Origin of the sequence: Wolbachia endosymbiont (group A) of Eristalinus aeneus, from assembly GCF_964026915.1 — a bacterium.
GTDB lineage: Bacteria > Pseudomonadota > Alphaproteobacteria > Rickettsiales > Anaplasmataceae > Wolbachia > Wolbachia pipientis.
This window is the reverse complement of the sequence record NZ_OZ034712.1, coordinates 736,448-749,527: the sequence shown is the minus strand read 5'-3', so window position 1 is coordinate 749,527 and position 13,080 is coordinate 736,448. Positions and strand designations below refer to the sequence as shown.

Genomic DNA, 13,080 nt, shown 5'->3' with positions numbered 1-13,080 from the left:
TATCTTAGAGCCTGTACGTAATCTCAAAAAAGAGATAAAGTGAGAGGATAAAGTATATAAAGTAGGATATGCGAAGTTTATAACCAAGTGACATAAGTCGAGAAAAGTTTGAGATTATTGTAGCAGATCTGGAATCTTGCAGAAAGAAGACAAAACCAAGAACACTTGATTTACATGATATATTTTGTGGAGTGTTATACGTGTTAAAAAGTGGTTGCCAGTGGAGAATGGTATCAAAAGAGTTCCCAAAATGGCGCAATTGTTACGACTATTTTAAGAAGTGGAGTGAAAAACCAGATGTAAATAAAGAAAGTGTTCTGGAGCTGGTATTAAAAAAAAATAATTGCGACAAAACAATGGTCGGAAAAGCTTCTGCATAATTGATGCACAGAGTATAAAAAATGCAGATACTGCTGAAGCTATGATGCAGGCAAGAAGATTTCAGGGCCGTATTGCAGTAGATACGCAAGCATGCAATTTATACAACAACAGCAGAGATAACTGACCGTAGCAGTGCTGTGAGAATGGTCGAAAATGCAAAAGAAAACCTCTCGGGAGTTAAAAATGTACTGGTTGATGCAGGCTATACTGGAGAGAATTTTGTAACTCAAATAAAAACGATTATTGGTGCAACCGTTGAAGTGATCAAAAGAAATGAATTACGTTCCTTTGTTGTATTGCCCAAAAGATGGGTTGTGGAGCGATCTTTTGCTTGGTTAGAAAAATGTAGAAGATTGTGGAAAAATTGTGAGCGAAAACTCAATACTAGCCTACAAATGGTAGTTCTGGCTTTCACTGCCTTACTTCTGAAAAAATTATGAACAGGCTCTTACTAACTCTTATCTAATAAAAAAAATACTTGTGTAACTTCGAATAGTCTATTGTGCAAGACAGCAGTATAAACATGTAGTAAGAAATGTATAATGAAAAATAAAAGCTCAAGTTTAACACTTGCAGTTATTTTTACACAATTAAGTAATCATAAAAGTTAGTGTAGGGCGAGGTTATACAGTTTGATTTCTTTTAATATATGTTAATTGGTATAATATAAATATAGTTAAGGAGGTGTATTATGATTGGAAGTTTGGCTAAAGAAGAAAAAACAGCAGAGGCAGGAAAAACAGGTGATCAACTTGAAAAGTGTATTGGACCAACTTCACTGAATGGGGAGGTTTATTACTCTACGCTTATCTACTATACATTAAAAGAGTTATATTCACAATTAGGTGATATCTCTTATGCTAATAAAACAAGATCAGAAAAAGAAATAATCAATTTTTATGTTCTACCTCAATTTGCACGCTTTAAAGAAATTATTGATGAAGATATAAAAAAAGATCCTTCGTTTGCAAATTCTGCTATTGTAAAGTTTTGCTCCTCAATTATAAAAAATAACAAATTACTTAAAGAATTAGAAGAAGTTAGTATTCCTGCCAAAAACTCTAGTGTAAAGGCAAGGGTAAGCTTTCAACTGAAAAATCTGAAAGAAAAGGTGTGGTTCTTAGGAAAACTAAAGGAAAAAAAGAATTTCACTTACGTGCAGAGGGCTTTTGGGGATAAGTGGAGTTTTTATGACCTAATAAATGATGGAGATTTTAAAAAAACGTACATAGATAAAGCAGTAACAGAGTCTGCTAATAAGAGCTTTAAGGAAGATATAGATAAATGCATAAAGTGGGCAGAGCAGGGAAAAGAAGCTGCAAGTAAATATCTTGGAGAGAAAGGCGTAGAGTTTCGAGCTTATTACACAGAAACTGATAACACTCATAGAGTTTTGAATATCAATCTTATTAATTACAATAGAAGTGAGCAAACCAGGATTAGTGACATTTTACAGCAAGAGAAAGATATTAAAGAGCTGAATATCTATTGCAATAAAAAACATGAAATACACGCTCATCGGAAAGGTAAGGAAAGATATTATGAATTTAAAGAGGGCGCATATTATGAAATGAAAAGCACTTGGCCTGTAAAGGATGGATCCGAAATGTGTACCATGATTATGAATGTGAGTAGCGATGGCATAACTGAAGTACTAAAATTTAATGATGAAGATTTTGTGCTATCGGATGAGATCTTAGAATTAATAAAGCAAAACGATGAATTATATATTCAAGGTCTCTCCTTATATGATGCTGTACTAGAAAAAGGTAAGGCTGCTGATGTTGTACCTACTGCTAATAATAATTTTCAAAATGAGTCTATAGCGGCCTATCGCGAGGAACCAGAGGGGGAATTAGACCCTAAAGTTGATGCTGACAATAGCCTTCCTCCTTCTATTAATAGCAATGCATCAACTCAAACGGAAGTCAATTTACAACACACTGAAACTCAAACAGAAGTTGCTTCACAACAAATCGAAACTAAAACGGAAGTCAATTTACAGCACACTGGAACTCAGACAGAATTTGCTTCACAACAAATGGATGAATTGATTTTAAATAATCAGATGCTGTCCGAAAAAAACGTTGAATTGAAGCAAGAAATGTCAAATTTGAAAAAAGAAGCTGTTGAATTGAAGCAAGAAATAGAAGCAGGGTTGCAAGTGATAAATAAAAAGCACCATGAATTAATACAAGAAAATCAGCGACTACAGGAGAAACTAGAAACAACCCAAGCAGAAGCTAATCAAACAATTGTAAAGTTAGAGAAGCAGAATAGCAATTTACAAGACAGGTTTGAAAAAGAGGAGCAAAAAAACACGGAATTGCAAACTGAACTGGCACAAAAAAATGAAGAATTAGCAGGTGTGTTAAAAGAGCTACAAGGGAAAGCACAAGAACTTAAAGGTGTATATGAAGAAAAAAGAAAGCTAAAGGAAGAGCTGAAAATTGTTAATGCAGGAAAGAAGAATTTGGAAAAAGAGCTAAATCAAGCACGAGAAGATGCGGAACAGATAATGGTTGAACGACGCCAGCAGAAAGAGCGCTTGAAAGATCAGCTAAGAGAATTAGATCAGGAATATAAGGTACAAGTAGAAATTGAGCAAAAGATTAAAGAATCAGATAGGCAGGATAGCGATTTACAAGATACACTTGGAGAAGAGAGACTAAAACTCAACATTGAAGAACTAGAAAACGAGTACGAGGAATTTCCAGGAGATAAGGTGCTTACACTTGAACTCACTAAAGATGAAGATAAAGTCGAAGAGTTAAGAAACGAGCTAGAGCGTGAGAAAGAAAAGTGTAAACAATTATTAGAAGAAGAAAATGAATGGGGTGATGAATTGGTAGGAATGCTTGATGGACTGGAAGAAAAAATTCGTGCTGATGAACAAAGGAGCTCCAACAATCAATTAACGGGAGAAATTTCTAATGAGTCTGGTAATGCTCCACTACAGAAGAAAAGGTTATCCAAATCTTCAAGCGTTGATAATGAGTCTTATGTTCCACTGAGAGAGAAGACAACATTACTCAGATCTTTAAGCGTTGATAGTGGACTTGATAGCGATGAAGAAAATTGTGATAATGATTTATCTTTCAACATAAGTCCTATAAGTTCTATTGAGAAGGTGGCAGAGAGTAGAAACGTAGGTAGGGTATCATTGTGAAGATGGTTGGGGTTAAGTTGCAACTTAAGTGGGGCGCAAAAGGTCTTTTGTGTTGATAATAATTTAAAATCTATAGTAGACTAAAAAAGATTATTAAATTATAATATAACATATGATAAAAGACGAGAAATCGAAAACAATTTTTGAAGTGGAAGGGGCAGTAACTGCTTTACTACCTGCAGCAGAATTTAGAGTGAAACTGGACAATGAACATGAGATTATCTGTCATGTATCAGGGAAAGTGAGAAGAAGTAAAATACGCATCATTATAGGGGATAGGGTGTTAGTTGAGATGAGCATTTACGATAGGAATGCGAGAAAGGGTAGGATCATTAGAAGGCTTAAAGGTACAAGTGACAGAACGATCTCTAAATAATCTTATTCTTGCTTCATCATCGAAAAGGCGTATAGCTTTACTAAAACAAATAAACATTGAGCCAGGTTTAATTTTGCCAGCAGATATAGATGAAGCCCCTTTAAAAAAGGAACTTCCGAAGGATTACTCAATCCGTATGGCAAAAAGTAAAGCGGAGAAAATACAAAGTTTAAATCCAAATTATTTTGTGCTTGGTGTTGATACAGTTGTTGCTTGTGGTAGAAGGATATTGCTCAAAGCTGAAAACGTTGAGCAAGCAGAAAAATGTATCCGCTTGTTATCAGGAAGAAGGCATAGAGTATACACCAGTGTATGTCTATTAACTCCCGATCAATCTAAACAACATATCAGGACTGTGGTTACAATAGTGAAATTTAAACGTCTCAGTGAACAAGAAATTAAGTATTATTTAGCATCAGAAGAGTGGAAAAATAGGGCGGGGGGATGCAATATACAAGGCCTAGCTGGAGTGTTCGTATTGTTCTTACGCGGCTCCTACTCTTCCGTTATAGGGTTACCATTACATGAAACCTATTGTTTGCTAAGCAATTATTTTAACTTCAATTTATATTGAAATACCTTTATTAGTATCTTTTTTTTGTTGTGACTCAGCAACCTGTTTAGCCCAATCTAGTGGTCTTTTATTTCTGTTAGCTAATGCAATTCTATTGCGATCATAACCATCAGTGTGTTCTGTTAAAGTATCTCCTCTTTCTTCTTCTATTACTCCAGCTTTCAGTTGTGCTTCATCTTTCTCTAGTAATTTATATAGTTCGCTATTTTTATCTACAGTTGGATTAGTGTCATTATTTTCTCGTTCTGCCACTGTTTTTTCTAACCACTTACGTATAGGGTCATATTGTTTACCTTCTCCTATCTTTTCTAAAATGTTTTCTGAGAATGAATCTTTAGGAATATTTTCTTTAGTAGCCTGTTGTGCCGGTTCTCTTAACCCTTTATCCGGGTTTCCCAATGCTCCTTTTAACTCACTCGTATCTCCGATTTCTTTTGGTTCAATGTTTTCTAAGCTCTTCTTTAACTGTTCAGGATTTACTTGAGATTGTTCATTATTGTCATGAGTTGGAGATGAATAGCCCGAATCGTTTGCTTTTATGTCTGTTGAGCTGTCTTTTAGCAACCCAACTTCTCTCAAGCGTTTTTTAGTTTCTTCGCTAATCTGACTCTGATCAGCTGGTTTTAACCCGAGATTTTCTTGACCTAATGTATTTTTAAGTTCTTCAAATAGAGTTAGATTACTTTGTCTAATATGTTCTTCTAATTTCCTTCCTACCTGTTTTAAATCTGTTTGAGATTTACTATCACTATTAGTTGGAGATATATAGCCTGAATCACTTATACTATTTGGTGTTGAAGCAGAGACACTAATAGTTGGACCTTCCACTATTTTTACATCTGCTAAATCGTCTTTTTGCAATCCATCTTCTTTATCTTGTGACAGTTTATCAGTAGGATCAACTTGCCTTAATCCTCTATTATCCTGCTGTGATCTATCTCTGATTTCTTTAAGAAGATTTTCAGGTGGAGTTTGATCACTTTGTTCAATGTTCTCTAAGCTCTTCTTTAACTGTTCAGGATTTACTTGAGATTGTTCATTATTGTCATGAGTTGGAGATGAATAGCCCGAGTCACTTTTATTATTGAGTGCTGTAGCAGAGAGCGGCTGTTCACTTTCTTTCCACTTAGCATCACTAGCATCTTGGTTATCACTGTTATCTGGAGAAGATGAATAAGGAATTATGTCCTTTAATGTCTCTAACGGTGATGGGTTATTTTTTCTACTTCCTGCAATTGATGCTTTTCTATCATCAACATCAATGTGCCGTAAGTTGTTTTTCTTGAAATTTCTGATGTCTTGTAACAGATCGCCTTTGCTATTTCCTTCTTGTTGCTGGGTTTTAGGTTGTTGCTGATCATTAGGTGTTTGCTCACTTCTATCTGGTTTTTGGCTTCCAGGTACAGCATGTCCAAATGTAGGATTGTCATACCGTTCATCTTCTTGCCTATTATCTTGATTGTGGCTTACAGACTTGGTGAAAGTAGAACTATCTGAAGAATCAGAAGTTGCACCTTTTTGCTGATTATTAGGTGTTTGCTCATTTTCGCGCAAGTCATCTGGTTTTTGGCTTCCAGATTTGGCTCCCCCTTGCTCATCGCAAACACCTTTTTTAGGTGGTAGTGAACTAGTTCTAGGTGGAAGTGGCGGAGGAGTTTTTTTGTTCTGAGGATTCTCCTCAAAAAGCGATTGTAGGTTATAAACTTGACCTCCCGAATTTGCTTCTCGTGCTGCTTGTCTAAGCTCACGCTTTTCTTTAGCCTCCTGAGAATTAATTTTATCGTCAAAATCTTTTCCAATTCCGCTATCGTAAGACTGCCTTCTGCTGTTAGATTGTGGTCCAAAATGTGAATGGTGATCTTCTTTTTTTCGAGTTATATCAGTAGCTTGAACACTAACATCTCTATTAACATCAATTCTTGTCGTAGTTTCAGATGATAGCTCGTTACTGTCTTTACTATGTTGCATCTCATTCACTTTTCCTTGTCCTTTCTCCCTGAATTGTATTTCATGCAAGAATAAACCACCTATTTTTACATCTCTGTTTACTTCTAACCGTTCTAGAGAAAAATCATCACCTTTAACAAGGTCTACACCGTTAGCATCAATCTTAATTTTGATCTTACATTCCTTCCCCTCCGCATACCACTTTAAAGTCATTTCATATGAACCATCAGTTACGACATAATGTCTTATTTTTTTCCCTTCTTCCTCGGCAACAAAACCATGCATTCCGCTCTTTCCATCACTATGCAATGTTGAAAATCCCGAGATTTCATTCTTCTCACAAAAATCACTATTTAAAAATTCGCTGATTTTAAACTCTTTTTTGTCATCTCCCAGCGTAATACTTGCGTGATTACCGTATATTGAAACTCCTGCAACATCATCAACATACTCTTTCAACCTTTCTTTAACTTCACTTTCAAGCTCTTGTCCAGCTTTCTTTGTCTTGTCGCATTTCTGAAGAATAACTCCATATGCTTTATCTTTGTTTTCTTCTTCGTCCCAATTCCAGTTGGCGTGTTTTGTTAAAAACTTTACTGTGTTAAAATCAACTCTAGCATTATAAATTGGGTCGTCTTCCTTTTTTATTTTATCAAATAAAGGAAAAATTTCTTGAATGCGCTCATTATAAATGTGTTCTTGTTGTGTATCGTTAGTGCCCATATATCCCTCACTAATAACCCTCTGCCTTTAGTTCTAGCTAATACTAGCTAATATAATTATCACAAGCATTGGTTGAATTTTTATTAAGGAGGTTGTGTTGTTACTCAGATGGCAACTTTTAATTGGCGCCTAATTTCAAATATCTGTCACTCATAGTAAACACTTCTGGATCTTGAGAAGTTAGTTTGAGTATGGCGAGTATGTTGATAAACAACAAAGCGGCGATCGAAATATCAGCAACATCCCATAGCAATTGAACTTTACCTATCGCACCAAGCGGAATAATCAAGGTAAAAATTACAACCCAGATTTTAGTGTATTTATTATCCATAGACACATAGCGTATTGTCTGTTTTGAGCAAAAAAACCAAGTAAAAATAGTAGTAAAGGCAAAACAAAACATTATGGCCATAATTAAATAGTCAATATAGGGCCAATTCATAGCTTTTCTAAAAGCAAATATGCACATGTTAGTACTCTCTAAATCAGTGACCCAAGAATCTGTGACAAGCAGTACCATTGTTGTAATAAACACTATGAATGCAACTATAAAAGGCGATATTATTGTGATTAGGCTCTGTTCAATAATAAATTTATTATTATTTTTCTTAGGAACAATTGAAGAATGTACGATTCCTTCGAGGCCAAGCCCTATATCTGTTGCAAAAATACCTCGCAAAGTTCCAACTTGAATAATAGTCAACATTTCTAAAATCAAACCTAGAGATAAACCAGAGTTAAAGCTACTAGTTGTAAAAAAACTGCTTGTTATTAGTTTTAGAGAAGGAAGAATATTTTCACTAAATTTAAATAATATGATACCGCAAAGTGTGAGGTAACTTACCGTCATTATCGGTATCATAGCCGATATAAAAATTTTAATTTTTTTTAAGCTGAGAGCTGCAACAACAAAAAATATTATGGCCATTACAATGCCACCAATGACTACAGGCACATCTATCATGTTAAGTGGTATTGATAGAGAATTTACCTGAACAAGGTTACCAACTGTTATTGAAACCATTATCATAACAACTAGAAACACAATTGTAGCTTTTCTAGAGTTAAATGCATCAGCCATGTAGGCTACAGGGCCACCTATAAACCGTCCGTTCTTTTCCTTTCTGGTTTTTATACTTAGATAACAAGTGACATATTTTATCACAGAAGTGATAACAATAATTATCGCCATCCACAAAATAGAGCCCGGTCCTCCGGTTTTTAGAGCAACAGCAGTTCCTGAAATATTTCCTACTCCTAAATTTCCCCCTAAAATTGTAAACAGAGCGGCTATAGAAGAAAATTTATTTTCTCCTTTTTTAGCTCCAAGGAGTGAAAGGGCGTATGGTAATCTAAATACCTGTAGCCATTTTAGTTTAATCGATAGGTAAACACCAGCAACTAGCATGAGTAATATTGTTGGCAGTAATAAAACAAACTTTACTGTATCCATCTGTAAAAGTGAGATTTTTATTTGAGTATACAACAAAAATTGAAAATACCTAACCTATTTTCTATGTATGACTTCGTTTCCGTCATTCTAGAAACCTTTTCTTGTCATCCAAGTAGCGTGACACATAACTGTACGAACATTGTAATATGGTACAATGTTAAGACGATGTCATTCCAGTGCTTGACACTGGAATCCAGCTTTTAATGCAACCCCTCACCAAAAATATTGTGTTTTAACATAAGGTTAGCTACTTTTATACTCACCAACTTAGTGTCCAATCTGGATCCCAGTGGGCTTTGTTGCATCGCTACTTATGAAAGGCTAACTATAGTTAGGATTATAAGCAACCTATTGAAAATCTTGTTTTTTTGCAATCAATCTGATCAAATTTAAGAATAGTAATTTGTTATTTATATTAATAAATTTAATTCTATTGAAAATAGCTAAAGCATTGAAATTCTTGAATTTTAGCCGGATTGGTAAATGGTAGTGAAATTTCTTTTACTCAAATTTAGGTATTCACTGACCGTTCTTGTTATAAATACCAGAATAATAAGCTACTGATATTCGCTATCTTTTTTATCTTTAATCCATCATAGCTAGCGATGCAACAAAGCCATCCCAGTGTCTGGGCACTGGGATGACATCTTTTTTCTTGGTACAAATTACTCTTATATCTCAATGTTCGTACAGTTAGTGCGTGACACTGGGATCTAAATTTTTTATGCGAAACCATTATGTTTATATACTTGTAGGCCCAAGTTCCTCACATAGTGAACAAAAAAGTAAATGAGATTCCAGTGGGCTTTGTTGCATCGCTAGCTATGATGGATTAAAGATAAAAAAGATAGCGAATATCAGTAGCTTATTATTCTGGTATTTATAACAAGAACGGTCAGTGAATACCTAAATTTGAGTAAAAGAAATTTCACTACCACTCACTAATCCGGCTAAAATTCAAGAATTTCAATGCTTTAGCTATTTTCAATAGAATTAAATTTATTAATATAAATAACAAATTACTATTCTTAAATTTGATCAGATTGATTGCAAAAAAACAAGATTTTCAATAAGTTGCTTATAATCCTAATTATAGTTAGCCTTTCATAAGTAGCGATGCAACAAAGCCATTCCAGTGTCACGCGCTGGAATGACACCTACCCCATGAGAACTCTATTTTTCATACCACTCATTTATAAGTTTATTGATATCAGAATCTATAAAATCCTTTAATGGTTGCCTGATTTTTATCTCAACATTTTTAGGGATGCACCTATCTTTACATATCGCATAATTTATATGGAAGTTAAGGTCAATATACCCTTGATTTAAAAATATATTCATCTTAAAGGGAAATAATACCATACCCTCATATACGTTACTTACAAACGTCTCTCTCCCTACTTTATCTTTATGTTCCTTTGGAATAGGCCAGTGAATATTTATATCTGATGCATTACCTTTGTAACTAATAGACGTGGGAAGGCCAAAATCTCCAGGATCTTTATAATATATGTGCCAGCCTGGTTCTACTGTAACCTTTATTGCACCTTTAAGAGTGAAGCTTGCTTCATTTATCTCGCCAATAAGTAAATCAAATTTTGCAATTTCCTCGTCAGCATATAGTTGAGTGCAAGAAAAAAATAAAAACAATATTAAATATATATGTATTTTCATTAAGGTAAATTTCTCCTTTTATAGAGAAAGTAATTTAGATTTTAATTATTATATTTAATAGTATTATATAGATTATTTATTAATATAGCATTATGCTATAGCTAAACTGACTTACGACAATCTGAAAAACGACAAATTCGTCATTCCGCTACTTGTTAGCGGAATCTATGCCGAGATACCGCGAATGAATCCACAACTGTACGAACATTGTGATTTTGGCCCATAAGGAGGGTGTCATCCCAGTGCTTGACACTGGGATGGCTTTGTTGCATCACACTTTATGAGATGGTGATTTATGGTAAATTCATGTAACTATCTCAAATTTAGCCATACCAATATCAGTGAATTTATTAAGCAAATAGCATTTGATTAGCAGTTCTTTTTCTCGATTTATCTCAGATTTATTCCTAAAACTAAATCCGAATATTTGCTTTAATCTTGAGAAAAACCCTTCAATATAAGAGGTTGTCCGGAAATAAGTAAAAGGCTATAATATCTGAAATTTTAGTACGGGGTAAAGATGAGAAAAAAGTATCCAACAGATCTAAGCGAAAGGGAATGGGCAAGAATAGAAAAACACTTCAGAGTATCATACAAGAAAGGAGGAAGGCCGCCAAAGTATAGCAAAAGAGAAATATTAGAAGCAATTTTCTATGTATTGCGTACAGGGTGTCAATGGCGGTATTTACCAAATGATTTTCCGCTATGGAAGACTGTGTATGAGCAGTTCAGGCAATGGAAGAAGCAGGGAATTTTTGAGAAAATGAATTATGAAATTACAAAATATAGTAGAAGAAAAATAGGAAGGAATGAGCAGCCGAGTGCCTGTATAGTAGATAGTCAATCTGTAAAGACTACAGAAAAGGGAGGATCAAAGGCTATGATGGAAGTAAAAAAGTAAAGGGTAGAAAAAGGCATATAATTACAGACACTCAGGGTTTTATACTAGGTTGTTACGTAGGCGCTGCTAACGAAAATGATAGAGATGGTATTAAAATAGCATTAAACAATATGAGAACAAAATATACTAAAGTTAAAAAAATGTGGGCTGACATGGGATACCAAGGAAGAAATTTAAAGAATCACATAAAGGAAGAATATGACATAGATATTGAAATTGTTAAAAGGCCTCCATGTAGATTTTGGGTGCACAAAGATACGCCACCTGAGCTACTACCAACAAGAGAACAAGGGTTTAAAGTACAGCCAAGAAGATGGGTTGTAGAAAGGACTTTTGCTTGGGTTAATAGGAATAGAAGGCTATCGAAGGAGTATGATTTACTCACAACATCCACTGAGAATTTCATATACCTAGCTATGAGTAGGGTTATGTTAAAGAGGGAATATGCTTGAATTTACTAGTTTCCGGACAACCTCTTAAAGTACAGCCAAGAAGATGGGTTGTAGAAAGGACTTTTGCTTGGGTTAATAGGAATAGAAGGCTATCGAAGGAGTATGATTTACTCACAACATCCACTGAGAATTTCATATACCTAGCTATGAGTAGGGTTATGTTAAAGAGGGAATATGCTTGAATTTACTAGTTTCCGGACAACCTCTAAACCCTTGTTCTCTTGTTGGTAGTAGCTCAGGTGGCGTATCTTTGTGCACCCAAAATCTACATGGAGGCCTTTTAACAATTTCAATATCTATGTCATATTCTTCCTTTATGTGATTCTTTAAATTTCTTCCTTGGTATCCCATGTCAGCCCACATTTTTTTAACTTTAGTATATTTTGTTCTCATATTGTTTAATGCTATTTTAATACCATCTCTATCATTTTCGTTAGCAGCGCCTACGTAACAACCTAGTATAAAACCCTGAGTGTCTGTAATTATATGCCTTTTTCTACCCTTTACTTTTTTACTTCCATCATAGCCTTTGATCCCCCCTTTTCTGTAGTCTTTACAGATTGACTATCTACTATACAGGCACTCGGCTGCTCATTCCTTCCTATTTTTCTTCTACTATATTTTGTAATTTCATAATTCATTTTCTCAAAAATTCCCTGCTTCTTCCATTGCCTGAACTGCTCATACACAGTCTTCCATAGCGGAAAATCATTTGGTAAATACCGCCATTGACACCCTGTACGCAATACATAGAAAATTGCTTCTAATATTTCTCTTTTGCTATACTTTGGCGGCCTTCCTCCTTTCTTGTATGATACTCTGAAGTGTTTTTCTATTCTTGCCCATTCCCTTTCGCTTAGATCTGTTGGATACTTTTTTCTCATCTTTACCCCGTACTAAAATTTCAGATATTATAGCCTTTTACTTATTTCCGGACAACCTCTCACTACCAAACCTTACTATATTATTATCTTGGTAAAAATCATAATAATTCGTTAACTTGTATTTTAAATCTGTATCAAATGTGCTTTTCTCGTAAGGTATCAATTGTGAAGTAATTAACTTTATTTGTTTAAAATTTTGCTAAAATAGCTCTTTTTATACTATGTTTTATATAGCTAAACTGACTTAGATTTACTGACAATTTGAAAAACAAAAATTCGTCATTCCGCTACTATAGTATTTTCTAAAACGAATGATAAACGTCTAAAATGGTATTACCAACTAAAAGGTGTAAGTTTGTACATTGATGCATTAGAGGTCTGAGGCGACTTTTGATGGTGTGCCAACAATGCTCTATCGGATTTAGATCTTACTATTACCCACAAATATAAATGTTTGTTGCATAGCTCTTAATGGCATAACTTTTGCTTGAAATAACTGTTTATATGGTGCAATTTACAGCTTTTAGTTGCTAAAATTATAAC

The 13,080-nt window shown here is 34.5% G+C and carries 7 protein-coding genes and 3 pseudogenes; 6 read left to right on the top strand and 4 right to left on the bottom strand.

The window, feature by feature from the left end:
• Nucleotides 1-92: 92 nt before the first annotated feature.
• The 4 genes and pseudogenes from AAGD62_RS03710 (at nucleotide 93) to AAGD62_RS03695 (ending at nucleotide 4,500) form a co-directional block, all read left to right on the top strand.
• Nucleotides 93-821: pseudogene (locus tag AAGD62_RS03710) on the top strand (IS5 family transposase).
• A 251-nt stretch (nucleotides 822-1,072) separates the two neighbouring features.
• Nucleotides 1,073-3,550, top strand: a complete 2,478-nt coding sequence (locus tag AAGD62_RS03705; RefSeq protein ID WP_341812680.1) for a hypothetical protein — start codon at nucleotides 1,073-1,075, stop codon at nucleotides 3,548-3,550.
• A gap of 112 nt (nucleotides 3,551-3,662) precedes the next feature.
• The gene (gene infA / locus AAGD62_RS03700; RefSeq protein ID WP_007550159.1) at nucleotides 3,663-3,926 is read left to right on the top strand and encodes a translation initiation factor IF-1; all 264 of its coding nucleotides are present in this window, start codon (nucleotides 3,663-3,665) and stop codon (nucleotides 3,924-3,926) included.
• Nucleotides 3,904-4,500, top strand: coding sequence for a Maf family nucleotide pyrophosphatase (locus tag AAGD62_RS03695; RefSeq protein WP_010082554.1), 597 nt, complete (start codon nucleotides 3,904-3,906; stop codon nucleotides 4,498-4,500). The genes infA and AAGD62_RS03695 overlap by 23 nt, the downstream gene beginning before the upstream one ends.
• Here AAGD62_RS03695 and AAGD62_RS03690 read toward each other — a convergent pair.
• From AAGD62_RS03690 to AAGD62_RS03680, 3 genes are all read right to left on the bottom strand, one after another.
• Complete coding sequence (locus tag AAGD62_RS03690) at nucleotides 4,492-7,170, bottom strand: hypothetical protein (protein WP_155968366.1); 2,679 nt, start codon at nucleotides 7,168-7,170, stop codon at nucleotides 4,492-4,494. The two genes, AAGD62_RS03695 and AAGD62_RS03690, sit on opposite strands and share 9 nt — an antisense overlap.
• A gap of 118 nt (nucleotides 7,171-7,288) precedes the next feature.
• The gene (locus AAGD62_RS03685) at nucleotides 7,289-8,623 is read right to left on the bottom strand and encodes an alanine:cation symporter family protein (RefSeq protein WP_155968368.1); all 1,335 of its coding nucleotides are present in this window, start codon (nucleotides 8,621-8,623) and stop codon (nucleotides 7,289-7,291) included.
• Between the two features lie 1,173 nt (nucleotides 8,624-9,796).
• The gene (locus tag AAGD62_RS03680) at nucleotides 9,797-10,300 is read right to left on the bottom strand and encodes a protein-disulfide reductase DsbD domain-containing protein (protein ID WP_155968372.1); all 504 of its coding nucleotides are present in this window, start codon (nucleotides 10,298-10,300) and stop codon (nucleotides 9,797-9,799) included.
• Between the two features lie 520 nt (nucleotides 10,301-10,820).
• On the opposite strand from AAGD62_RS03680, the gene AAGD62_RS03675 reads away from it, so the two are divergent.
• A protein-coding gene (locus AAGD62_RS03675) for an IS5-like element ISWpi1 family transposase (protein WP_094189578.1) occupies nucleotides 10,821-11,653 on the top strand; the annotation gives its coding sequence in 2 pieces (ribosomal slippage) (nucleotides 10,821-11,190 and nucleotides 11,190-11,653; 834 coding nt in all).
• Between the two features lie 26 nt (nucleotides 11,654-11,679).
• A pseudogene (locus AAGD62_RS03670) lies at nucleotides 11,680-11,835 on the top strand (transposase); the annotation flags it as partial.
• 13 nt (nucleotides 11,836-11,848) lie between these two features.
• Here the strand turns inward: AAGD62_RS03670 and AAGD62_RS03665 are convergent.
• Nucleotides 11,849-12,537: pseudogene (locus tag AAGD62_RS03665) on the bottom strand (IS5-like element ISWpi1 family transposase); the annotation flags it as partial.
• Nucleotides 12,538-13,080 lie beyond the last annotated feature (543 nt).

Coding starts and splice junctions, on each gene's coding strand:
- AAGD62_RS03705 (WP_341812680.1), top strand. CDS start 1,073: ATGATTGGAAGTTTGGCTAAAGAAGAAAAAACAGCAGAGGCAGGAAAA.
- AAGD62_RS03685 (WP_155968368.1), bottom strand. CDS start 8,623: ATGGATACAGTAAAGTTTGTTTTATTACTGCCAACAATATTACTCATG.
- AAGD62_RS03680 (WP_155968372.1), bottom strand. CDS start 10,300: ATGAAAATACATATATATTTAATATTGTTTTTATTTTTTTCTTGCACT.
- infA (WP_007550159.1), top strand. CDS start 3,663: ATGATAAAAGACGAGAAATCGAAAACAATTTTTGAAGTGGAAGGGGCA.
- AAGD62_RS03690 (WP_155968366.1), bottom strand. CDS start 7,170: ATGGGCACTAACGATACACAACAAGAACACATTTATAATGAGCGCATT.